15 protein-coding genes and 1 pseudogene are annotated in these 24,148 nt (G+C 63.7%); 11 read left to right on the forward strand and 5 right to left on the reverse strand.

Annotated elements, in window-relative coordinates:
• Window positions 1-7 precede the first annotated feature (7 nt).
• The 5 genes from HBF24_RS01050 (at window position 8) to HBF24_RS01070 (ending at window position 8,861) form a co-directional block, all read left to right on the forward strand.
• Complete coding sequence (locus tag HBF24_RS01050) at window positions 8-3,220, forward strand: glycoside hydrolase family 2 TIM barrel-domain containing protein (protein WP_167167624.1); 3,213 nt, start codon at window positions 8-10, stop codon at window positions 3,218-3,220.
• Complete coding sequence (locus tag HBF24_RS01055) at window positions 3,207-5,603, forward strand: family 43 glycosylhydrolase (RefSeq protein ID WP_167167627.1); 2,397 nt, start codon at window positions 3,207-3,209, stop codon at window positions 5,601-5,603. The genes HBF24_RS01050 and HBF24_RS01055 overlap by 14 nt, the downstream gene beginning before the upstream one ends.
• 275 nt (window positions 5,604-5,878) lie before the next feature.
• Window positions 5,879-7,099 (forward strand): HD-GYP domain-containing protein, encoded by a 1,221-nt coding sequence (locus tag HBF24_RS01060; RefSeq protein WP_167167630.1) that lies wholly within the window; start codon window positions 5,879-5,881, stop codon window positions 7,097-7,099.
• Between the two features lie 34 nt (window positions 7,100-7,133).
• Complete coding sequence (locus HBF24_RS01065; RefSeq protein ID WP_167167632.1) at window positions 7,134-8,396, forward strand: GGDEF domain-containing phosphodiesterase; 1,263 nt, start codon at window positions 7,134-7,136, stop codon at window positions 8,394-8,396.
• Between the two features lie 69 nt (window positions 8,397-8,465).
• The gene (locus tag HBF24_RS01070; protein WP_167168699.1) at window positions 8,466-8,861 is read left to right on the forward strand and encodes an MAPEG family protein; all 396 of its coding nucleotides are present in this window, start codon (window positions 8,466-8,468) and stop codon (window positions 8,859-8,861) included.
• A gap of 41 nt (window positions 8,862-8,902) precedes the next feature.
• Here the strand turns inward: HBF24_RS01070 and HBF24_RS01075 are convergent, their stop codons facing one another.
• Together HBF24_RS01075 and HBF24_RS01080 are read right to left on the reverse strand one after the other, a co-directional pair.
• On the reverse strand, window positions 8,903-11,281 hold the full coding sequence (locus HBF24_RS01075) for a GH92 family glycosyl hydrolase (protein WP_167167636.1): 2,379 nt from the start codon (window positions 11,279-11,281) through the stop codon (window positions 8,903-8,905).
• Between the two features lie 417 nt (window positions 11,282-11,698).
• Window positions 11,699-12,919: a glycoside hydrolase family 172 protein gene (locus HBF24_RS01080; RefSeq protein ID WP_167167638.1), complete on the reverse strand. Its 1,221-nt coding sequence runs from the start codon at window positions 12,917-12,919 to the stop codon at window positions 11,699-11,701.
• Window positions 12,920-13,141: 222 nt separating this feature from the next.
• Here HBF24_RS01080 and HBF24_RS01085 point away from each other — a divergent pair, with 222 nt between their 5' ends.
• Both HBF24_RS01085 and HBF24_RS01090 read left to right on the forward strand, forming a co-directional pair.
• The gene (locus HBF24_RS01085; RefSeq protein ID WP_167167641.1) at window positions 13,142-13,918 is read left to right on the forward strand and encodes an iron-containing redox enzyme family protein; all 777 of its coding nucleotides are present in this window, start codon (window positions 13,142-13,144) and stop codon (window positions 13,916-13,918) included.
• A gap of 114 nt (window positions 13,919-14,032) precedes the next feature.
• Window positions 14,033-16,768, forward strand: coding sequence for an EAL domain-containing protein (locus tag HBF24_RS01090; RefSeq protein ID WP_240922034.1), 2,736 nt, complete (start codon window positions 14,033-14,035; stop codon window positions 16,766-16,768).
• A gap of 16 nt (window positions 16,769-16,784) precedes the next feature.
• On the opposite strand, the gene HBF24_RS17250 is transcribed toward HBF24_RS01090, so the two are convergent.
• The 3 genes and pseudogenes from HBF24_RS17250 to HBF24_RS01100 form a co-directional block, all read right to left on the reverse strand.
• Window positions 16,785-17,018 (reverse strand): RNA-binding S4 domain-containing protein, encoded by a 234-nt coding sequence (locus HBF24_RS17250; protein WP_343162701.1) that lies wholly within the window; start codon window positions 17,016-17,018, stop codon window positions 16,785-16,787.
• A gap of 99 nt (window positions 17,019-17,117) precedes the next feature.
• Window positions 17,118-17,459 (reverse strand): annotated as a pseudogene (locus tag HBF24_RS17445) (hypothetical protein); the annotation flags it as partial.
• A 5-nt stretch (window positions 17,460-17,464) separates the two neighbouring features.
• Window positions 17,465-18,508 (reverse strand): oxidoreductase, encoded by a 1,044-nt coding sequence (locus HBF24_RS01100; RefSeq protein WP_167167644.1) that lies wholly within the window; start codon window positions 18,506-18,508, stop codon window positions 17,465-17,467.
• Between the two features lie 145 nt (window positions 18,509-18,653).
• On the opposite strand from HBF24_RS01100, the gene HBF24_RS01105 reads away from it, so the two are divergent.
• The 4 genes from HBF24_RS01105 (at window position 18,654) to HBF24_RS01120 (ending at window position 24,144) form a co-directional block, all read left to right on the forward strand.
• Window positions 18,654-19,472, forward strand: a complete 819-nt coding sequence (locus tag HBF24_RS01105) for a DUF2726 domain-containing protein (RefSeq protein ID WP_167167647.1) — start codon at window positions 18,654-18,656, stop codon at window positions 19,470-19,472.
• Between the two features lie 92 nt (window positions 19,473-19,564).
• The gene (locus HBF24_RS01110) at window positions 19,565-20,377 is read left to right on the forward strand and encodes an SDR family oxidoreductase (RefSeq protein ID WP_167167650.1); all 813 of its coding nucleotides are present in this window, start codon (window positions 19,565-19,567) and stop codon (window positions 20,375-20,377) included.
• Between the two features lie 134 nt (window positions 20,378-20,511).
• Window positions 20,512-22,098 carry an alpha/beta hydrolase-fold protein gene (locus HBF24_RS01115; RefSeq protein ID WP_240922105.1) on the forward strand — a complete coding sequence of 529 codons (1,587 nt, stop codon included), beginning with the start codon at window positions 20,512-20,514 and terminating at the stop codon, window positions 22,096-22,098.
• A 69-nt stretch (window positions 22,099-22,167) separates the two neighbouring features.
• Window positions 22,168-24,144, forward strand: a complete 1,977-nt coding sequence (locus tag HBF24_RS01120) for a M1 family metallopeptidase (RefSeq protein WP_167167656.1) — start codon at window positions 22,168-22,170, stop codon at window positions 24,142-24,144.
• Window positions 24,145-24,148: the final 4 nt, after the last annotated feature.

A 24,148-nucleotide genomic window follows, 5' to 3' on the forward strand; every position in this document is an offset into this window, starting at 1 on the left:
GCGGACGATGACGCATCGCAAGGGGAAGAGCTGGATATCGGGCGGCGTGGCCGTGTTGCTGGGGCTGGGCCTTGCCGCGGGCGCCTCTGCCGCTTCGCATGATTGGGAAAATCTGCAGGTGTTCGGTCGCCATCGCCTGCCAGGGCACGCGCAGCTGGTGCCGTTCAAGAGCACCAAGCAGGCGCTGGCAGCCGACCCTGTCGATCCGTTTCCGGCATCGCCCTGGTATCGTTCCCTCAATGGGCAGTGGCAATTCCAGTGGTCGCCGCAGCCTTCGGCCGTGCCGGCCGGTTTCCAGGCGATTGGCTTCGATGCCCAGGGCTGGAAAGCCATCCATGTGCCCGGCAACTGGCAGACACAGGGTTTCGGCACGCCGCTTTATACCAACATCACCTTCCCGTTCAAGGCCGATCCGCCGAAGGTGATGGATACCCCGCCCAAGCGCTACACCAACTTCACCGCGCGCAATCCGACAGGTGCCTATCGGCGCTGGTTCACCGTGCCGGCGGCCTGGCACGGGCGTCATGTGCTGATCAATTTCGATGGCGTGGATTCGGCCTTCCAGTTGTGGGTCAACGGCCACAAGGTCGGCTACAGCCAGGGCAGCCGCACGCCGGCCGAGTTCGACATCACCTCGGACCTGAAACCCGGGCGCAACCTGCTGGCGGTGAAGGTGTATCGCTACAGCGATGGCAGCTACATGGAAGATCAGGACATGTGGCGCCTGAGCGGTATTTTCCGCCGCGTGTACCTGTGGTCACATGGCGATCTGCATGTGCGCGACCAGGTGGTGAGCACGCCGCTGGGCGCGGATTTTGCCCATCCGCGGCTCGATCTGGACATGGATCTGGCCAACAGCGGCACGCATGCCGCAGCCGCCTCGTTACAGGTGCAATTGCTCGACGCAGCAGGCAAGTCCGTCGCGCAGTGGACCACACCGGACGCGAAGGTTGCCGCGGGCGAAGATAGGCACGTGCATCTGGACAAGGCGGTGCCGGACGCGAAGCTGTGGAGTGCCGAGGCGCCTCATCTTTACACCTTGCTGGTCAGCACCCGCGATGCGCGAGGCCATGTGCTGGAAGTGGAACGCCAGCGCATCGGCTTTCGCGATGTGCGCATTGCCGACGGTCTGCTCAAGGTCAACGGCAAGCCGATTTTGATCAAGGGCGTGGACCGCCACGAAATCGATCCGACCACTGGCCACCACGTCTCACGCCAGCGCATGCTGCAAGACGTGGTGATGATGAAGCGCAACAACATCAATGCGGTGCGCACAAGTCATTATCCGAACGACCCGATGTGGTACCGCCTGGCCGATCAGTACGGGCTGTATCTGTTCGATGAGGCCAATGTCGAGTCGCACGGGCTGTACGACACCTGGGGTGGCAACTCGACGCCGACGGCATCCGATCCGACTTGGTTGTCGGCACTGATGGATCGCGAGAAGCGCATGGTCGAGCGCGACCGCAACCAAGCCAGCGTGATCGTGTGGTCGATGGGCAATGAATCGGAAAACGGGCCGAATTTCCACGCTGTCTACCAGTGGCTGCACAAGGTCGATCCGACCCGTCCGGTGCACTGGAATCCGGCCGGTACCGACAGCGATACCGACATTCTGGCGCCGATGTATCCCACCTTCGCGCAGATGAAAAAGCTGGTTGCCGATGACCGCACGCGGCCGCTGATCCTGTGCGAATACGCGCACGCCATGGGCGATGTCAGCGGAAATCTTTCCGACTACTGGCGGCTGATGCGCAAGCACCCACACATGCAGGGTGGTTTTATCTGGGAGTGGGTCGATCAGGGGCTGTGGAAGAAGGGGCCGGACGGCAAGCGCTTCTTTGCCTATGGCGGCGACTTCGGCGATCAGCCCAACGATGCCAATTTCAACATCAACGGCATCATCAACCCCGATCGCACACCGCACCCGATGCTGGCGCAGGTGCGCAAGACCTATCAGTCGCTGCATGTGAAAGCAGACGACCTGGCCGCCGGACGCTTCACTGTCAGCAATGAATACAGCTTCACCAACGCCGACCAGTACACCGCCAGCTGGACGCTGCGCCGCGATGGCCACGCGGTGGCGCACGGATCGCTGGGCGCGATCCATGTGGCGCCCGGCGCCAGCGCGCCGTTGACCATTCCTGCGCTGGCCAAGCGCCACCTGGGGGGCGCGCATGAGGACGATGTCACCATCGCCTTTCATCTGGCGCATGCCACGCCGTGGGCCAAGGCCGGTTACACCGTGGCCTGGGATCAGTTTGTGGCGCCGGCCAAACAGGCGCCGTGGTGGAGTGCGGCCACGCCGGGCAGTGTGTCGGTGCAGCACGTCGGCCACGATTACACGGTCGGCAATACGCAATTTGCCGTGCAGATCGACGATCGCAGCGGTGACATCACGCAGTACCGGGTCAACGGCCATGCGTTGCTTCACGGCCCTCTGCACGCCAACTTCTGGCGTGTGCCCAACGACAATCAGTACCGCAATCACTTTGAGCAGCGTCTGGGCGCGTGGAAGGATGCCGCTGCCAAGATGACGCTGACCTCACTGCATGTGACGCCATCGCCTGAGGGTGGCGCCGATGTGGATGCGAACTGGCAGCTGCCAGTCGGGCAAAGCACCTATGCCGAGCATCTGCATATCGACGCTACGGGTGCGCTGACCTTGCATGTGACGTTCAACCCGAAGGGTGCGCAGGTGCCCGACTTGCCGCGCCTGGGCGTGGCGATGAGCGTGCCGGGTGATCGCGATCAGGTCACCTGGTACGGGCGTGGGCCGCAGGAGAACTACATCGACCGCGCCAGTGGCTATGCGCTGGGCATCTATCATGCCGATGTCGATCACCTAGTGTTCTCGTACATCCGCCCGCAGCAGAACGGCAACCGCAGCGGGGTGCGCTGGTTCGCCATCACCGACAAGGCCGGCTACGGGCTGCGCTTTGAAACGCAAGCCGGATCGCCGCTGCAGTTCACCGCGCGACCGTATCGCATGGCCGATCTGGCCGCGGCGCATCATCCTTACGATCTGCCGCATCGGCATAGCGTGCAGCTGTTGGTCGACGACAAGCAGATGGGCCTGGGCGCGTATGACACCTGGGGCGCCAAGGTACTGCCGGGTTACACGATTCCAGCCAAGCCGTATACCTATACGTGGCGCATCGTGCCGATGACACCGGCCTCGCCGCACGTCAAGGCGGAGGCTTCGCATGCAGCTGACTGATCGCCACGTTCGGTACGTTGGATCGCGGCGCAAGCTGTCGGGTCTTCGTGCGTGGCTTGCGCTGCTGGCGGTAGTCGTCGTACATGCCGGCGTATGCGCGCAGGCGCAGACACCCGCGAGCGGTGCGGCGACCTATACCAATCCCGTCAGCGCCGGTGTGATCGATACCTTTCCCGATCCATCGATGATCCGTGGCCACGACGGGCAGTGGTACGCCTATGGCACCACCAATCCCATCTTCAACAGCCGCGGTGAGAAGAGCGAGCATATCCTGCCGATTCTGCGCTCGCCGGACATGGTGCATTGGACCTACGCAGGCGATGTCTATCCGCACAAAAAAGTGCCTGCCTACTGGCCGGCCAAGGCACGCGCCTGGGCGCCGGATATCCGCTATGTGGATGGCCGTTACGACCTGACCTACGCGCTATCCAGCGGCGGCATCGCGCTGCTGAGTGCGCCGACGCCGACCGGGCCGTGGACCGATCACGGTCTGCTGGTGAAGCCCGACAGTGATGGTTGTCCCAGCGGCGCCATCGACCAGGCCATGTTCACCGATACCGGCGGTGCCCATTACCTCTACTGGGGCAGTTACGACGCCATCTGCGTGTCGCGCATGAATGCCGATGCCACCGCCTTGACTGGCCCGGTGAAGGTGATCGCCCGCGGGCGTCGCGCCGAAGGCGGCTACGTGGTGCATCACGGCGATTTCTATTACCTGTTCTATTCGCAGTCCAGCTGCTGCGATGGGTTATACAGTGGCTACACCGTCAAGGTGGGGCGTGCCCGCCGGCCGATGGGTCCGTTCCGCGCGCCGAGCGGGCAGCTGCTGACCAGTTGGAAGAGCAAGGACGGCGTGGTGGCTGCGGCCAACGGCAACCGCTGGGTTGGACCTGGTCACAATGCCATCCAGACGGATTTGTCCGGTCAGGACTGGCTGGTCTATCACGCCATCCCCGACAACGATCCGGATTTTCCGCCGGTGACCGGCGCCCGTGGCGGCACGCTGCCGGCGTTGGCCAAGCGCCCCTTGTTGATCGATCGACTGGACTGGGTAAATGGCTGGCCGGTGCTGCGTGCCGGGCGTGGCCCATCCGGCACCCCGCAGCGTGCGCCGGTCACCCGGCCCCTGCTGGGTAGTGACTTCAATCACGGTGTGCCACGTGGCTGGATGCCCCACGGTGCCGATGCTGCGTGGCAGGTCCGGCATCGGCATGATGCCGGCGGTGTGCTCGCTCAGACTCATGCGCGCGCGCCCTCGACGCAGTTTCGGGCCAGCAAGGCGCTGTCCGGATCATTGTGGGTGCAAGTGGACCTGCAGGTGCTGAAAGGTGGCGGCCGTGCCGGTCTGGTAGTGCAGGGAAGGGACGCATCGTTGGGCTTGTGGATCGATGTGGCTCACCATCAACTGGTGCTTGATACCGGAAGTGAAAGCGGCAGCCGGCATGCTGTTGCCCTGCCAACGCGCTTCAACGCTGCGCACTGGCACCTGTTGCGCCTGCGCATTCAAGGGATGCGGGCACAGGCTTCCCTGGCTTCGGATGGCCTTGGTGAGCCTTTGGCAAACGTTCGGGCCGTGCTTGACGGACCGCTTGAGCGCGCGCACCTGGCGGTGGCTACACGGCAAACCGCGGCTGACTTCGACAATGTGAGTGTGGCGCCGCTATTCAGACCGGCGGCACATCGTGTGGCCACGCCGGTGGCTGGCGCCGCGCTGCCGGCATTCTCCGACTTGTTTACCGGCGATAGCCTGCCGGGCGGTGCGGGCTCCGCCTGGCACTGGGCGCATGGCAAGAAGGGGGCGGTGCAACGACGCGATGGCGGGCTCTATTGGCCGACGCAGCCAGGCGATATCGGCGCCAACGGGCCGTCACCGGCGGTGCTGCTGCGGGCGGCACCCGAGGGCGATTTCATGGTGCAGACAAAGCTTACGTTTCATGGCCAACGGCCACGCCAGCAGGCGGGGTTGATTCTGTATCAGAGCGATGCGCGCTATCTGAGCCTCGTCCACGCTGTGCGTGGCGTGGCGCATATCAAGGGCAAAGTGTTTCAGGTGACCGAATTCGACAAGGTTGGGCCACGCACGCACACGCAGCCAGCGCGCGCTCGCTTCATGGGGCCGATGTTCGGCGCGGCGCCGGCACGCACCACCTGGCTGCGACTGGCTTGCTGGCATGGCCGCGGCCAGCTGCACGCGCGCATGGCCAGCAGTAGCGATGGCAAGCACTGGCATTGGGGTGGCACGTGGTCGCAGCCCGTGGACAAGCCCTTGCAGATCGGGCTTGTGTCCATGCATGGCGCGGCCGCCAAGGCCACTTTCCATGACTTCCGCGTGATGGCCTATCAGCCGCATCTGCGCGCAGCGGCTGACATGGCTTCGCCCTGACCCTTCAGAGGGCTTCAGAGTGTCTGGCTGGGATCTAATCGGTGGCGTTCAGGCAGGCGCAGCCCAAGGTATGCGTAAATGGACGTGGTATGACGTTTGGCGAATGTCGCCGGCGCCGCCGCGAGAACTTTTAGACGGGATCTGTACGTGGTTGCAGTTCATGTGCAGAGCACGATGATAATTGTATGATGTTTCGGAAAGGCCTTGATCAGAAAGCGTAATCTCTGCATCACGGCGATCATTGGTGCTGGCCTGAAGCGTGTCAGGGGATCTGTGTGACGTTTGAACTGGAAGAGCGCCGCGTCGATGTCGGCGAGCTCCAGCTGGGCATGTTCGTATGCCGCCTGGACCGGCCGTGGGAAGACACCTCCTTCCCTCTGCAGGGCGTGGAGCTGAAAAGCGATGAGGAAATCGCGCAGCTGCGTGACCTGTGCGAGTATGTTTTCATTGATGCACACCGTCTGGTGCCGGACGACCGTTACACCCGCACCCTTCGCAACGGCAACAGTGCCGAGACGCGTTTTGACCGCGTCGTCGATTACGGCGCTGGCGTGGCGCTGGAAGAAGAGGTTGGCCGTGCCGAAGAAGCCTTCCGCAATGCCACCAGTATCGTCGAGGATATTGTCCAGGACATCAGTGCCGGACGTGGGCTCTCCGTGGCCACGGTTGATCGGGCCGTGCGTCCGGTGGTCGAGAGTGTGCTGCGCAGCGCCGATGCCTTCTTCTGGATCGAGTCGCAACGCTCGCGCAACGTCTATCTGTACAAGCACTCGATCAGCTGCAGCGCGTTGGCGGCCGCATTCGGTCGCCATATGGGGTTCGCCGAAGACACCATCATCAGCCTGGCCGCTGGAGGGCTGCTGCTGGATGTGGGCAAGTCACGCGTCAACCAGGACCTGCTCGAACGTCCCGGTCCGGTGACCGAAGACGAAATGGCCGAGTTGCGTCGCCATGTCGATTTCGGCGTCAGTCTGCTGGAAGAGTCGGACATCGGCGATCGCGATGTGCTGGACATGGTGCAGTCCCATCACGAGCGCTACGATGGCACCGGCTATCCCAATGGGCTGCTTGGTAATGGCATCCCACTGCTGGCGCGCATGGCGGCGATCATCGACAGCTACGACGCCATGATCTCGCAGGTGCCTTACCGTAAGGCACTGTCCAAGGCCGGTGCACTGTCACGTATCTACGCCGGTCGCGACGCGGCCTATCAGGGTGAGCTGGTGGAGCAGTTCCAGGCCTGTCTGGGGGTGTACCCGACAGGCTCGCTGGTGGAACTCTCCAGCGGCGAGGTGGCGGTGGTGATGGCGCAGAACCAAGTGCGACGGTTGCGTCCCAAGGTGGCCGTCATTACCAATCGCGACAAGCAGCCCATCGACGACATGTGGACGATGGACCTGATGCAGCAAGTCGAGGACGACGAAGACGCCGTCTCGGTGGTGCGTAGCCTGAAGGTGGGCGACCACGGCCTGGATCCGGCCGAGTTCTTCCTCTGATGATGCCGCCTCGGCTCCCGCACTGGTCTGGCGCATGCTGAATCGCGAGCATGTCTTCACCGCGATAGCCGAGGCTGTGCGCGAGGCGCAGGCAGAAGGCTCGCATGTGGCGGTGATGCTGCTTCGTCTGCATGGACTGCGCGAGATCTGTCTGCAGTCAGGTTACGCCGCCGGCGATGCCGCAGTGGAGGTGTCGCGCGAGCGTCTGACCGCCTGCCTGCGTCCGCGTGACGTGGTGATCCAGGGCGGCGAGGACATGTTCATCGCTGTGCTGGGCGGATTGAGGAACGCCACCCATGCGCAACTGGCCGCGGTGCGTGCGGCAGCGGCATTCGACATGTCGCAGCGTCCTACCTCGACTCCCTGGAACGGGCGCGTGGCCATCGGTCTGGCGCTTTATCCCGACCACGCTGACGACCCCGAGCGGTTGTGTCGTCTTGCCGAGCGCGCACATGACGAGGCCTTGCGTTCCGGGCAGGCGTTCGCGGTCCATGGCCCCTATCGCTCACCGGCCAACATTCGCTATGAGGAGTTGCGTGACGCCATTCAGGCCAGCCGTCTGGACGTGTACTTCCAACCCTGGTGGGACGTCGAGAGCGGGCATATGGTGGGCGTTGAGTCGCTGGCACGCTGGTTCCCGCCAGGCCGCGATCCGGTGCCGCCGTCGGACTTCGTCAGCTTCGCCGAGGACCACGACCTGATCGAGCCGCTGTCGCACTGGAGTCTGCAGGCGAGTCTTCGCTTCATGGCGCAGTTGCCGAAGGGTCACGGCCTGGAGCTGGCAGTGAATCTCTCATCACAACTGTTTGCCACCGCAGGGCTGGTCGAACGCGTGCTTGGTGCCTTGGAGATTTGGTCAATTCCTCCGACCAGCCTTTGTGTGGAAGTCACTGAAACGGCGGCCATCCACAACATCGATACCAGTGTGCAGTTGCTGGGCCGGTTGCGGGACAAGGGTGTACGGGTGGCCATCGACGATTTCGGCACCGGCTTCGCCTCATTTGCCTACCTGCGTCGGCTGCCGGCCACGGAGCTTAAGATCGACATGTCGCTGATCCGTGCCATGGCCAACGAGCCGCGTACGGCCAGCCTGGTGCAGGCCATGATCGATACCGGTCGCCATCTGGACATGAAGACGGTGGCTGAGGGCATCGAGGATGCCGAGACCCTGGCGAGCCTGCGTGAGATGGGATGCGACATGGTGCAGGGCTATTACCTGGCCCGACCGGAGCCGGCACGCCAGTTCGTCGAGCGTTACCGTCAAGACGCCGAGCAGGCCGCCGCCCAGTCGCACTGATACACGCATGACTCATCGACGCTGTGAAAGCATGCGGCTTTGCGGCAAGGAAATGGGAGGACTTGCATGATGACGATGGCACCGGAGCTTTACTGGTTGGCCTGGGCGGTGGCGCTCGGGCTGGGTTATATCCTGCTGGCGGCGGGTCTGATGACGTGGCAGCGCGGGTTGAAGTGGAATGTCGGCAATCGCGATGGCGAGGCGCCGGCGCTAAGTGGTGCCGCCGCGCGGGCCGATCGGGCACGCGCCAATTTCCTGGAAACCTTTCCCTTGTTTGCCGTGCTGGCCGTGGCCGTCGTGCTGGCTCAGCGCAACGATGCCCACACTGCGTTGGGCGCCATGGTTTACGTGTGGGCGCGTGTGGCTTACTGGCCGGTCTATGTGATCGGCATTCCCTATCTGCGCACCGCGATCTGGATCGTCTCGCTATGGGGTTTGCTGCAGTTGCTGGAAGCGCTGCTTTAGAAGACCGGCCACCGCAAGGTGCGGCGACCGGTCCCTGTCGATCAGCGCCCGCCGGCGCTGTCGGCTGGCGGGTAGGAGGGCGGCGCGTCACTGGCCGCCGCGGCCCACTGCTTGTTGGGCGTGCCGCGCATGTCGAAGTCCAGCGTGTCCTGGCCGCTGGGTTGCTGGCCACCGGTCAGCAGCGAAGCGGGCAGCCAGGCCTTGTGCCAGGGCTTGCCGTTGACCTTGAGCGCGTTGACGTAGGTTTTCATCGACGCCTTGGGCGCGTGGATGGTCACGGTGTGGCCGTTGCCCATGTGCAGCGTGATGCGCGGGAACACGGGGGCGCCCAGCGTCAGCACGGGGGCACCCGGTGAGTCGGGATACATGCCCAAGTACGACCACACCAGCCACGAACTCATCGCGCCCAGATCGTCATTGCCCGGTTCACCGCCGGGTTTGTCCGAGTAGACCTGCTCAAGCAGTCGATGCACGACCTGCTGCGTCTTGTATGGCGCGCCGGCATAGTCGTACGCCCACGGCATGTTCAGCCCGGGCTCGTTGCCAGCCCAGTAGTAGGGCTTGTTGGGGCCAACGTTGAGCTGCTGGAACAACGTGTCCAGGCGCTTTTGCGCGGTAGCGTTGCCGCCCATGGCGCCGATCAGACCATGCATGTCCTGCGGCACCATCCATGTGTATTGCAGGGTGTTGCCTTCCTCGAAGCCACTTTGCCCGTAGGCGCCATTATGCACACCAAAGCCGGCGTCGGCCGGATAGCTGCCGTCGACATTGCGTGGCTCGGAATAGCCGGCAAAGCCGCGGAACTTGGCCTGCTTGTCGAAGGTGTTGCGCCAGTTGCCGGCACGCTTCAAGAATTTATCGGTGGTCTGGGTATCGCCCAGTGCCTTGGCAAACGCGGCGATGGAAAAATCCGCGGTGGCGTATTCGAGCGTTTCCGACGCATTGCCCGGCACGTAGCCCAGACGCTCGTAGTCGTGCAGATTCGGGCGCTCCACATAGCCACCGGACCACGAGGACGGATCAGGTGTATGCGTGGCGCCATGCAGCATGGCCTTGAGCGCCTTGCTGTGGTCGAAATCACGCGCGCCGAAGGCGTAGGCATCGGCAATCACCGGGTCGGCGGCATCGCCATTCATGACGCCGGTATAGACGTTGTCGTAGCCCCACTTGGGCAGCCAGCCGCCTTGCGCCTGATCGTTCAGCAGTGAGCGCACCATGTCGCTGCTGCGCTTGGGCGCCAACAGCGCCAGCAGCGGCATTTCCGAGCGATAGATATCCCAGCCGGAGAAATTGGCGTACTGGGTATGCTGGCCCTTGGGCAGCTGGTGGATCTTGCGGTCATAGCCGATGTACTGGCCATTGGCATCGGAAAAGACATTGGGATCGACCAGCACGTGATACAGGCCGGTGTAGAACTGCACCTTCTGATCGTGCGTGCCGCCGTGCACGTCGATGCGCGAGAGCAGTTTGTTCCAGGCGTGCTGCGCCTTGTCGGCGACCGCCTGCGTGCTCCAGCCGTCGTCTTCGGCCTTCAAGTTGGCCCAGGCATTGGCGGTCGATACATAGGAAATGGCCACCTTCATCTGAACATCGCGATTGTGGCGGGTATCAAAGCTGACCCAGGCGCCGGCCGAGCCGGCACCCGCCGCGCTGCGCGAATCTTTTGAGCTAACGTTACCTTCCCAGGTACCAAAAGAACGGAACGGGCGCTTGAATTGCACCACGAAGTAGGTGGTGTCGCTGGTCTGCGTGCCGCAGAAGTAGCCCGAGGTCACGCTGCCGGCCAGGGCATGATCGCCGATCACATGGATGGAGCCGGCACCGGTGCGCGAAGCAGCATCGGCGGCCTTGAACAGCACATTGGCCTGCGCGTCGGCCGGGAAGTGGAACGTACTGATGCCGGTGCGCGTGGTGGCGGCCAGGGTGGCCTCGATGGCGTGATCGGAGCCTGGCGCCAGCGTGACCTGGTAGCGACCGGGATGGGCGCTTTCGTGCTGATGGGAAAACGGTTCGCTGGCTTTTTGCGGCTGGCTTGGCACCTTGCCGCTGGTGGGCAGGATCGGCACCACACCGCCGGCCCAGCAGCCCGGTCCTGACAGGTGCGTCAGGCTGAAGCCTTCGATGCGGTGGTCCTTGTAGGCGTAGTCGCTGCCGGGCGGACGCGATGGCGTGGTCGGGCTGAAGGTGAGCATGCCAAACGGCATGGTGGCCCCGGGAAAGGTGTTGACGTTGCCAGTGACCGCTCCGCCGTTGCCCGTACCCAAAAATGTATCGACCAGACTGGCCGGTCCGCTGGAAGTGTTGGCGGCAACGGCCGGCGTTGGCGCAATGGCGGCGGCCAGCAGGCACAGCGAGGTGGCCGCAGCCAGCTTGCGCATGCTCGGCAACCGCGAGCGGGAAGTGGCGTTTTGGTGACCCATGGATGGCCCTCCTTCAGTTGTAAACCTTGTGAGTACAGCATACGCCTACCGACGTGGGCGGGGTGCTGTGCCACAGGTCATTGATCAACAGGGGCGGAACGTTCGCTGCGTGGATACCGGCTGTTTCAGTGCGGCATGTCTTGCGCAGATGGTCCGCGTGCGCTGACTGGGGCCGCATCCATCGTGAGGTGGCGGGCAGGGCGCAGGAACTCCCCTCCATGAGGGCACGAGCGCTTGCTTCAGCGCGACAGCGCGTTTATCCACTTGGCTGTCACCACGCGGTGGCCGGCGCCGGCTGATTCGCCGCTGCGAAAAGCGGGCCGGGTGCAGGTGGTTGCTTTATGCCGTGCTGAGCACACATGGCGCGGCGCCGCCTTATCACTGCGGCGCCACCGTCCGATCATGACCTCATCGCGCTCAGGGCTGATCGGTTGTTTTCGCCGGTGCCGGTGGCAGGTCTGCGATGCGTTTGGTCAGCGGCGGCAGCTGCGCGTCGAAGGCGGCGCCTGGGCGATCCAGATAGTAGTACACCGTCGCCGTGACATCGTCGCTGCGATAGAAGTTGGTCCAGCCCTTGGCCGGCAGCGCGGCATCATCCAGCGCGCGTTTGCGCCCGGTGAGCAGTTGCACGAAGTGCTGGCGACCGCCCGGGTCGATGGTGATGGGTTCGAGCGGCGCGCCCTTGGCCTGCATGGCCTGGACCGTGGCCTTGGGTGCGCCCCCGATCTGTTGCAGGCGCGCGGAGAAGTCGTGCGCGAAAAAGATCGGGTCCGGCAGGTGATAGCGGTAGAACAGCCACACGCCATGCTTGCTGTCGGCAATCGGTGTGCCGGTATCGCGCTGCGCGTAATGTCCCAGGCCGTAGCCGGAACCGACGTAGTCTTCCGTGCCGGTGCCGGCCAGGGTGGGGTGGCGGCGGTCGCCATCCAGGTACATCTTCACCTCGCCCTCGCCCCACCAGCTGTCGCCATAGGCCGGGTTGGTGACCACCGCCATGCTGGCGCCCAGGAAGCGGCCGCGGCCGTGCACCTTCGGCAGTAGAGTGAAGGCCCGTCCCGGCGTGGTGCGATGCACGTGGTGCCAGTTGGCGTGGAAATACAGCGCGTCGGTGGCCACGGGCTGGCGCGTGAAGTCGATGTCGTAGAACACCTGCTTGAGCGGGGTGTCGGCATCGTTGTGCAGCACGAAGCGTGCGCCGTGCCGGAACGGCATCGGCACGGTGGCCACGAAAGAGCGGCCTTCCGGGCTGGCAAAAAGCGCGTTCTGGAAGGCGAACATGTGGCCGGTATCAAAGCCGAAAAAATCGCCCAGAGGCACGGATATCGCCGGTGTCTTGGCGCCATCCCAGTACACCTCCAGCCGCAGCGCGCGCAGGCGTTTTGCCGAGCGGTCGCTCAAGGTCATCCATATGCGATGCACCACGCCACTACCCTTGATGGTGCCCAGCGTGATCGAGCCATGCGCCGGAATGGAATCATAGGGATGGCCCTTGGCACCCTGGTTTTCCTTGGCGCCCTGGCCAGGCGAGCCGTTACGGTTTTCCGGGCTCAGCCAGCCCGGTTGGCTGGACTGATACTGATACATCGGCGGCTGACCGGCGGCCAGAGCGCCCAGAAGCAGGGCGGAGAGCATGGGCATGGGTAGACGCAGGGTAGTGGTGAGGGGCGTACTACGTTAGCGGCAGCGACGGGTCGGCGAAAAGGGCTTCGTTGGCACCGGCAATGGCAGTACATTGATCCGGTGGTGAACAGGGGCTCCACGCACATGGAACGGTGCGACGCAGCCAGCTGCCTGAGGTAGGGTGGGGCGCTGCGCTGGCACCGACTCAACGACACGAGATGAGTGAATAGTGAGGTTTCGATGAACATGCCGTTCGAGCGATCCGGGCCGCTGATGGAGTTGGCCAGCTATCCCCATTGGGCACAGGACATGGTGGCCGAGTGCGACCCGGTGAAACAGACCGTGGTCGACCACGAGCTTTGGGGAATCATGAAAGCGGCCCGCCAGAACAAGACTTCCACGCGCAACTTCATGGTCGGGATCTGGCCGGTGATCGAGCGCTTTCCCAGTTACATGGCGATGAGTCTGCTAAAGACCCAGTATGGCCGCAGCGTCGGTGACGACATGGCGCGACGCTGGCTGGTGCGCAATATCCGCGTCGAGCAGAACCATGCCGAATACTGGCTGCACTGGGCCGAGGGTGCCGGCGTGGAGCGCGACGATGTGTTGCATGGCGAGGCGCCGGCGGGTACTGATGCGCTGGCCAAGTGGTGCGAAGAGGTGTGTGCCAACGACAGCCTGGTGGCCGGTATGGCGGCCACCAACTACGCGGTGGAAGGAGCCACCGGTGAGTGGTCGCAAATTCTCTATTCCAGCCGCAGCTATGCACGGACGATGCCCGAGGAGGGACGCACGCGCTCGCTGCGTTGGTTGCAGCTTCATGCCGCCTATGACGACACGCATCCCTGGGAAGCGCTGGAGATCGTGTGCACCTTGATGGGCACCAATCCAGCCGCCGACGAGGTGGCGCACGTCACCGAGTGCGTCAAGCGCAGTTACACTTGCATGCGTCTGCTGGCCGATCGTTGTGTGGATCCTGTGCGCAAGATCACGCCTTCCTACGTACAGGTGGCCTAGGGCGACGGCTTTTGCGGTTCGGCACTCAACCTTACACGCCCGTTTATGGTAGACCACTGGCAGGGGGCCAAGTCATCGGCCAGTGGTCTATCCAGATGACAAGGAACACGGTTGATGTCCACTTCGACGGTTGAGCCGCAGCGCCCGCTTTCAAAGCGGCTGATGCCGCTGGCCTATGCCCTTGTCATGCTGGTGGGCATCCTGCTGTTGTTGACCTGGGGCGCGTTGAAGATCCAGGTCGCGCTGGCCGGCTTTCTCAACGGCGAGAGTGTGTGGTCCAAGGCGCAGAAGCAGGCCGTTATCGCGCTGGACAGCTATGCCGGATCCGGGAGCCAGGCCGCCTATGCCGACTTTCGCCACAACTATGCACTGCTTGGATATGACCGCTACGTTCGCGACGCACTGACCGCGGGACGCGCGCCAGCGGACAAGGTGATGCGTGCACTCAGCCACGGTAACGCCATGCCCGAGGCGGTGCCCGGCGTGGTGTTCATGCTCAGGTACCTGCAGCAGGGGCCCTACATGAGGCAGGCCCTGACGGCCTGGCGCCATACCGATCACGCCATCGCCGAGTTGGGTGCCATCGCCGACCAAATGCATGAGGACTACGCCGGCGGCAATGTCACCCCCGAGGAGATCAGTTCCCAGCGCTCGCGCATTCACAGGCTCAACGATCAGATCGCACCCTACGCCAGTGATTTTTCCGAACAGATTGCGCGAGGCGCGGGCTGGATCGGGCATGTGCTGTTCGGTACGGTGCTGGTCGCGGCCTGCCTGGCCTCGCTGTTCTGGCTGGCCATGGCGCGACGCATTCTCAACGGCATCCGAGGCACCGAGGAGCGTTACCGTTTGCTGTTCGATCACGCCGCCGATGCCATCGTCATGGTCGATGACAGTGACGGTAGCGTGCTGGATGTGAATCGTACCGCCTCGTTGTGGACGGGGCGTAGCGAGCACGTGCTGATCGGCGGCAACTTTGCCGATCTATTCGTTGGCGGACGCACGCCATGGAGCGACAGCCGGCCAGTGAGCCAGCTGTTGCGGCGCGAGGGCACGCCGCGTTTTGTCGAGGCACAGAGCAGCTTGGTCACCTGGGGCGACCGGCCAGTGCGCCAGGCGATCCTGCGCGATGTCTCGGACCGGGTCAGCATGGAGCAGGAGCGACGCATCGCCGCCGAGGCATTGGCCTCGATTGCCGAGGGGGTGATCATTGCCGATGCGCAGTATCGCGTGCTCAGCGTCAATCGCGCACACGAGGAGCTCACCGGCTTCAGCGCGCAGTCGCTGCGCGGGCAGCGCTTCGACCGGGCTCGGCACATGCCTGATGGCTCGCCGCTGCCCGAGTCGATGTGGCAGGCCCTGATCGCGCAGGGGCACTGGTCGGGCGAGGTCATCAGCGAGCGCGCCGATGGCCAGACCTATCCCGAGTATCTCTCGGTGAGCGTGATTCGAGACGGCGGCGGCCAGGTCCAGTACTACGTCGCCGTGATCACCAACATCGCCACGCTGAAGGCGCACCGCCAGCGCCTTGAGCATCTGGCCACGCATGATGCATTGACGGGCATGGCCAACCGTGGCGAGTTCGAGCGCTACTGCACGCAGGCGATCACCGAGGCCGAGCAACACCACGCGCTGGCGGCGGTGCTGTTTGTCGACCTGGACAATTTCAAGATCGTCAACGACAGCTTCAGTCATGCCATCGGCGACAAGTTGCTGATGCGTGTCGCCGACCGCATTCGTGCACAGTTGCCCGAGGGTGCCGTGGCCGGGCGCATCGGGGGCGACGAATTCACGGTGCTGCTGCCCAGGATCGACGGGCTGGAGCAGGCCAGCGCCCTTGCCGAACGCCTGATCGACACCTTGTCGCAGCCGTTTGTGCTGGAGGACATGGACATCGTGCTGGGGGCGAGTATCGGCATCGCCGGCTATCCGCTGGATGGCAACGATACCGTCACGCTGATAGGTAACGCCGATGCAGCCATGTACGCGGCCAAGGTGGAGGAGCGCAACGCTTATCGTTTCTACTCGCCACGCATGCACGCCGATGCACGTCGGCGTCTGGTGCTGTCGGCTGATCTGCGTCAAGCGCTGGCACACGAAGAGTTCGCGGTGGTCTACCAGCCCATCGTCGACATGCAAAGCGGTACGCCGGTGGCGGTGGAAGCACTGTTGCGCTGGGAGCACCCTGTGCGCGGACAGATTTCACCGGCCGAGTTCATTCCCATGGCAGAACGCTTGGGTATGATCCGGCATATTGATGAATGGGTCATGCAGACCGTGTGCGATCAGATGGACGTGTGGGATGCAATGGGGCTGTCTGGTTTGCGGGTGGAACTGAACGTGTCGGCTGCGTGGTTCGGCCACCCGGGGTTTCTGGAAACGCTTGGACGGACACTGGCCAACCGGCACCTGGGCGATGGCCGCCTGGTGCTTGAAATCACCGAAAGCGCCATGCTGGCACTGGGTGACCAGGTCGAGCGCACCATGCGTGCACTGCATCGCCTGGGCGTGGGCGTGGCCATCGATGATTTCGGCACCGGTTACTCATCGCTGACCTATCTCAAACTGCCGGCGGTCGATTGCCTGAAAATAGACCGTTCCTTCGTCGATGGCCTGCCTGAAAGCGCCAACGATGTAGTGATCATCGAGACCGTGCTCGACATCTGTCAGCGGATGGGCTTGCGGGCCGTGGCAGAAGGCGTGGAAACCCAGCCCCAGCACGACTTTTTGCGCAGGGCGGGGTGCCAGGAAGGGCAGGGCTACCTGTATTCGCGTCCGGTCCCACCCGATCAGCTGGAATCGCTGCTGCGCGATCACGCAGCCCGTCAGCGTCAGGCGGGGTGGGCTTGAGGTCTCGTCAGCAGGTTCAGCTCGGCGTGTACACGCGGATGCTTACGCCACGCGCTTCAACGGTCTGCCCATCACGGATTTTGGCCGTCTTGCGATGTTCGACCTGACCGTCGACAGTCACTTCACCGGCGGCCACCAGGGCCTTGCCGGCCGCACCGCTTTCGCACAGCCCGACCAGTTTCAGTAGTTGGTTGAGCTCGATGAACTCGCCGCGCAATGGAAAGACCTCCTCGGATGCCTCCGCGGCCACCTCGCCAGTCTCGGCGATGGTGGCGGCATCGGTGTGCTCGAACGTCTCGGCAGGTAAGCCAAAGGCGGCAAACAACCCAATGTGTGCCTGCGCCCAGGCCGCGGCCGCCTGATCAAGGGCATCGAGCAGGGCGTCGAAGCCACCTGGATCGTTCGCCTGCAACGCCGCGGCTCCCGGAAAGCACCACGCGTAAGCCTGCGCGGGCAGCCAGGCCAGATCACACCAGGCTGCGGCCAGTGCGTCGTGCTCGGGAGCAGTATGTGCCGGCAGCAGGCCGGCCGCGATCAGCGTCGACACGGTGGCAGCCAGCGAACCACAGTGTGAGAGATCGACGCAGGCCTGATGCATGCCATCGGCCCCTTGCTCGGCCAGGGCTCGCACATCGGCGTCGGTGAGCAGGTAGACGCCGCTGGCGTCCAGGTCGTGAAGATCGATAGGCATGGTGTTCAAACTAGTGTGGGGGTTAGACGGCGCCCTTGCCGCGCGCTTTCGCGCGCCGCTTCCAGTACCGCGATGACGTTGCGTGCCTGTACAGCACTGACCGGCACCGGCGCACCCTGGCGAATGGCTCCGGCCAGTGCCCGGTAATATCCACGATAGTCGCCAGGTTGCGTGGTTATTGAGGTGACCTGTCCTTCGCCATCGTGCAGTTGGCCATAAGCCTCGGGCGATTCTTCACCCCAGTGTGGATCCTGCTGCGGCCGGCTGCCGGCGCGTAATGCAGCCTCTTGGGGGTCCATGCCGAACTTTACATAGCTGGCAGCATCGCCGTGCACGAGAAAGCGCGGACCAGGCCGGGCCGCTAGCGTGCTGGCGTGCAACACCACACGGCGCTTGCCGTAGCCCAGCACCATGTGCAGATAGTCGCAGACCCTGGCCTTTTCGCGCTGTACGGTGATGTCGGCAATGAGCGTATCCGGCGCGCCGAAAAGCACCAGCGCCTGATCGACCAGATGCGCGCCGAGATCAAAAAGGACGCCTTCGCTGGCGTCGGGTCGCTCACGCCAACCGTTTTTCGGGGTGGGACGGAAGCGGTCGAAATGCGACTCGAAGTAGCTGACCTGGCCCATCCGTCCGCTCTTGATCAGCGACTGCACGGTGCGAAAGTCGCCGTCCCAGCGCCGGTTCTGATAAATGCTCAGCACACGCTGCTTTCTCGTCGCCAGCTCGATCAGGGCATCGGCATCGGTGCTACTCAGGCAGAACGGCTTGTCCACCACCACATGCTTGCCCGCCTCCAGTGCGGCCTGCGCCAGCGGGGCATGGGTGCGATCGGGCGTGGCGATGATCACAAGCTCAATGCGTGTGTCGTTCAGCAGCATGTCGACCTGAGGTACGATGGCTGCCTGGGGTAGCTGGGTAGCGATTGCTTCGTGGCGCGAACTGACCACGGCGTCCACCCGGAATTCGGACAGTGCGTCGAGGATGGGCGCATGGAAGGCGGATCCGGCCAGACCGAATCCGATCAGGCCAGTGGAGACAGGAGACATGGATGCACTCCGTGAAATCGAGCGGGAAACAGGGCTGCGCACGGCGCGCTGGACTGTCGCGCGCATGCGGCGCGCGAAAGTGCTCCCCATCATGCCTGAAACTGGCTTATGCTGGGCGCTGGGGCGAGTGGAAGGGGAATGATCCATGGTGGGTCTGATCGTCTTGTCGGTGCTGGCCGTGTTGCTGGCGGGGGGCTGGATCTGGGCGAGGCGTCGTCAGCTCGAGGCCGAGTCCACGTTTCCTTATGCCCGGCGTGGACGTCTGCTGAGTCCGGCCGCGCGTCATTTCCTTAGTGTGCTGGAAGCCATCACCGGGGCCGAATACAGCATCTTCGTCAAGGTACGCGCCGTAGATGTGGTGCGGGTCACGCATCGTCCCGGTAGCGCGCGTTATCGACGCGCCCACCGGCGCGCTGCCCTTCGCCGCTTTGACTTCGTGCTGTGTACTGCTGACGCGCTGGATATCCTATGCGTGATCAATCTCGACGAACGCTCACATCAGCAAAGTGAGACCGAGGGAGAGGATAATTTTCCCGAGGAACTGTGCCGCGCCGCCGGGCTGCCGCTGCTGCGCGTGATTGCACGTCGCGATTACGATCTGACCGACATGCGCCAGCGTGTCAACGACGCCATGGGCCATGGACGCATCAGCCTGCCTTCCGCCGATACCGAGGTGACCCTGGAGGCGCACGAAGTCATCGAGCAGACGGCGCCTGCGGCGTGGCTGGCGCCGCCGTCAGACCAGACCGGGTCGGCACGGAACGAACTTGAAGGCCATGAAGACGCCTCGACGCTGGAAGATCCTTCCGCGCCGACATGCCCGCGTTGCGGTGGTCCTATGATGCGCCGGCACATCCATATTGGCCGACATCCGGGTGGTGAATTCTGGAGCTGTCGCCAGTTTCCCGAGTGTCGTGGCATTGTGCCGGTGGTGCGAGACACCCATTCCCAAGACCTGGCCTGAGTTGGCCTGAACGTTGGCTCGCGCCGGGCTGGGCGTCGACTATGGGCCTGCGCCACAATCGATCACTCACTGTCAGCTGAAGGATCGATGCCATGGTCAAGCCCGTTGCCGCGCCGCCGGTGCGCGCGTTTCCCTCTGAAGAACTGGCCCAGCGCGTGGTCATGGTGACCGGCGGTGCGCAGGGCGTGGGGCGCGGCATCGTGCATGCCGTCTTGGCCGCCGGTGGCTCGGTGGCGGTGGGTGACATCGATGCCGAGGCCGGCAAGGCCTGCGTGGCCGAACTGGGGCAGCCTGATCGGGTGATGTTCAAGCGCCTGGATGTGTCGCGCGAGACCAGTGTGAAAGCGTTTGTGGCAGCCGTGCTGGAACGCTTTGGACGGCTCGATGGCCTGGTCAACAACGCCGGCATCGCCGGCCCGGACAATGGACCACTCGACACTTTGGAACTTGCCGAATGGCGGCGTCGCCTGGGCACCAATCTGGATGGCGCTTTCCTTTGCGCCAAGCATACTTTGCCGGCCCTTCGTGAAGCGCGTGGCGCCATCGTCAACATTGCCTCGTCGCGGGCCATGCAGTCAGAGCCGCACACGGAGGCTTATGCGGCCAGCAAGGGCGCGCTGGTGGCGTTCACCCATGCGCTGGCCGTCAGCGAGGGGCCCGTGGTGCGCGTCAACTGCATCAGCCCCGGTTGGATTGAGGTCTCAGCGTGGAAAAAGCCGGGTCAGCGCAAGCATCCACGCCTGAGCGAGCGCGATCACGCCCAGCACCCGGTAGGCCGGGTGGGTGTGCCCGAGGATATTGGCACCCTTGCCAGTTTCCTGCTCTCCTCGCGCGCCGGCTTTATGACAGGTGAGAATATTCGTGCCGATGGCGGCATCGCCAAGCGCATGTATTACGAAGAATAATTTCCGCTTTGTCCGCCCCTGTATGACTTTAGGCCCGACCGCCGCGCAGCGTTCTGTGATACCAAGACGGTCTTGTCTTCAGGGGCTTTTCAATGATGCGCAAAGCATGGGCCACACTGGCTCTCGGCACCGCCATGGCGGTCACCTCGGCAGCAGGCGCGCACGATGCGCCGCATGCCTTCTTCCATGTATCGCTGGACAACACGGCCAGCGCACAGCCACTGGCCGGTCGTTTGCTGGTGTTTGCCATCCCGAAGGCCGAGGCCGAGAAGGCGGCCAAGGGCAAGCCGGTCACCAAGGTCGACGCCAACGAATTTGATCCCAGCCAGGTGGCAGTGGCCGCGCGCGAGGTATCGCGCCTGGTGCCGGGGCAGGGCGTGGACATCGATACCGACCGTCTGGCTTTCCCGGAGATTTTCTCCAAACTCAAGCCCGGTCAGTACGACGTGCAGGCGGTGCTGGACGTCAATCACAACTACAACTATGCCGGCCGCAGTGGCGGCGATTACGTCAGCCAGGTGGCCACGGTCACCCTGGGGGACGGCTCGGTGCCCGACCTGACCCTGGTCAAGAAGCTCAAGAGCCGTCCGCAGTGGCTGACCCCGCGCAGCAAAGCGATGGTCGCCGCCTCCAAGCAGGCGCACGAGCACGCCACGCGCATTGATTTCAAGAGCCCGGCGCTGACCAAGTTCTGGGGCCGCCCGATCCATATGCGTGCCTGGGTGCTGACCCCGCCCGGCTACGATGCCAAGGCGTCCAAGACCTATCCCACGGTGTATTTCACCCACGGCTTCACCGGCAACATGGCCTATCTGTCGCTGAAAGCGGCCGAGGTGTGGAAGGGCATGAAAGATGGCCAGATGCCGCCGATGATCTGGGTGTTCCTGGATGAGTCGTGCCCCACCGGCACGCATGAGTTTGCCAATTCGGTAAACAACGGTCCGTGGGGCCATGCACTGATCGACGAGCTGATTCCGAACCTGGAATCGCGCTTTCACATGGATGCGCGGGCCCGCGGTCGTTTCCTCAATGGCCACTCCTCCGGTGGCTGGGCCACGCTGTGGCTGCAGACGCGCTATCCGGCCGAGTTCGGAGGCACGTGGTCGACCTCGCCGGATCCGTCGGACTTCCATGACTTCACCGGCGTGAACCTGTACGCGCCGCATGCCAACGTCTATCACCGCCCCGATGGCAGCGCCTATCCGTTGATGCGCGCTGGTGGCAAGGTGCGCGCCACCTTCGAGCAGTTTGCCAAGCTCGAGCGCGTGCTGGGGCCCTACGGTGGCCAGATTGCCTCGTTCGAATGGGTGTTCTCGCCGCGCGGCAAGGACGGGCGTCCCGAGCCGATGTTCAATCGCGACACCGGTGATGTGAATCCGAAGGTGGTGGCGTACTGGCGCGATCATTACGACATCGCGCACCGCTTGGCCACGCACTGGGATCAGCTCAAGCCTGAGTTGAACGGCAAGATCCATCTGTATGTGGGCACCGCCGATACGTTCTATCTCAACGGCGCCGCGCGCAAGCTCGATGCGGTGCTGAAGAAACTGCACGCCAAGGCGGACATCCACTTCCTGCCCGGGCGCACGCATTTTGATCTTTACAATATCGGCGACGATCGCGATGGCCTGCTCAAGCGCTTCACCTGGCAGATGTACGCCATTGCCCGCCCGCACAGCATGCTGACGCCGCCGCCCGGCGCCCACGTCAAGCACCCGTAACCGGCGAAGGGCGCGCCGGCCCCGCGGTGCGCCCCTCGCTTCATATCGACATTTCCGCAAGGATTTTTCATGAACCGTCCCTCCCGCCACGCGCTGGCTGCGGCCGCCCTTATGCTGGGCGCCGGCACCGCCGCGCATGCTGCCGACCATTCGGTCTACAACCCGCTGCAGACCTTCGCGCCGTACCGCTTCCAGCACGCCGTGAACCGCTACCGTTCGGCCGATGGCCTGCCAGGCCCGGACTATTGGCAGAATAAGGTCGACTACCAGATCAAGGCGCGTCTGGACCCGGCCAGCAAGACGCTGACGGCCTCCGAAACCATCCACTACGCCAACCACAGCCCCGACACGCTGCACATGCTGTGGCTGCAGCTGGATCAGAACCGCTACACCAAGACCGCGCGCGGCAATTTCTCCGCCGATCGCATGCCCGGCCCGGACCAGCACACCAGCGGCTACCAGTTCGCCAAGGTCACCGTCGAGGTGGATGGCAAGCAGGTGCCGGTCCACTACGTGATTTCCGACACGCGCATGCGCATCGATCTGCCCAAGGCGCTGGCGCCCAAGAGCGGCAAGGCCGTGGTGCACATCCAGTATCACTACACGGTGCCGGGCAAGTTCGGTGGTCGCACACAGTGGATGGCGAGCAAGAATGGCAACGTGTTCGACATCGCCCAGTGGTATCCGCGCCTTTGCGTGTATGACGACCTGCGCGGCTGGGACACGCTGCCGTATCTGAACAACGAGTTCTACCTGGAATACGGCAACTTCGACTACAGCGTGACCGTGCCCGCCGACATGGTGGTGGCCGGTTCCGGCCAGTTGCTCAATCCCAAGGACGTGCTCACCGCCACCGAGCGTCAGCGTCTGGCCAAGGCGGCCGACAGCGACAAGACGGTGATGATCATCAAGCCCGGCGAAGTGGGGTCGGCCGACTCACGTCCGAGCGGCCGCAAGGAGCTGACCTGGCACTTCCGTATGCAGCATACGCGTGATGTGTCGTTTGCCGCCTCGCGCGCATTCGTCTGGGACGCCGCGCGCATTAACCTGCCCAAGGGCAAGCACGCGCTGGCACAGTCGGTGTATCCGGTGGAAAGCATCGATCGCGACGGCTGGAGCCGTTCCACCGAATATCTGAAGGACTCGGTCGAGCATTTCTCCAAGCGTTGGTATCCGTATCCCTACACCAACGCCATCGCCGTCGGCGGACCGGTGGGCGGCATGGAATACCCGGGCATCGTGTTCGATTACTACAAGGGCCACGGCAAGGACTTTTTTGGCCTCACCGCGCACGAGATCGGTCACACCTGGTTTCCGATGATCGTGGGCTTCGACGAGCGCCGTAACGCCTGGATGGATGAAGGCTTCAACACGTTTATCGATGTCTATGAGTCTGACGACTTCAACCACGGCGAGTTCGCGCCCAAGCGCGATGGCGAATACGCCCCGGGCGGCGGCAATCCGGTGCAGGAAATCCTCAAGACCATCGACGACCCGCAAGCGCCGCCGATCCTGACCCGCGCCGATGCCATCAAGGAGAAATACCGTCACCCGGTGACCTACTTCAAATCCGCGTTGGGTCTGGTGCTTCTGCGTGAGCAGATTCTTGGCCCCAAGCGTTTTGACCCGGCCTTCCGCCAGTTCATCGCCGCCTGGGCCTTCAAGCATCCGTCGCCGTCGGACTTCTTCCGCGCCATGGACAGTGCCGCCGGTGAGGATCTGTCCTGGTTCTGGCACAGCTGGTACCAGCACAACTGGAAGCTGGACCTGGCGGTGACCGGTGTCACGCCCAGCAAGGGAGGCTGGAGCCACGGCGCCGAAGTCACGGTGGCCAACCTGGACCGCATGGTGATGCCGGCCACACTCGAAGTGACCTACGCCGATGGCAGCCACCAGCGCCTTCGCCTGCCGGTGGAAACCTGGTTGCAGCACACCTCCTTCGACGTGCATGTAGATGGCAGCAAGGCGGTGGTGTCGGCCACGGTGGACCCGGACCAGGTGATCCCGGACAACGACCGCGCCAACAACACCTACAAGGTGAAGTAAGCGC

The sequence above is a fragment of the Oleiagrimonas sp. C23AA genome, from assembly GCF_011759385.1.
In the GTDB taxonomy this organism is placed as follows: domain Bacteria; phylum Pseudomonadota; class Gammaproteobacteria; order Xanthomonadales; family Rhodanobacteraceae; genus Oleiagrimonas.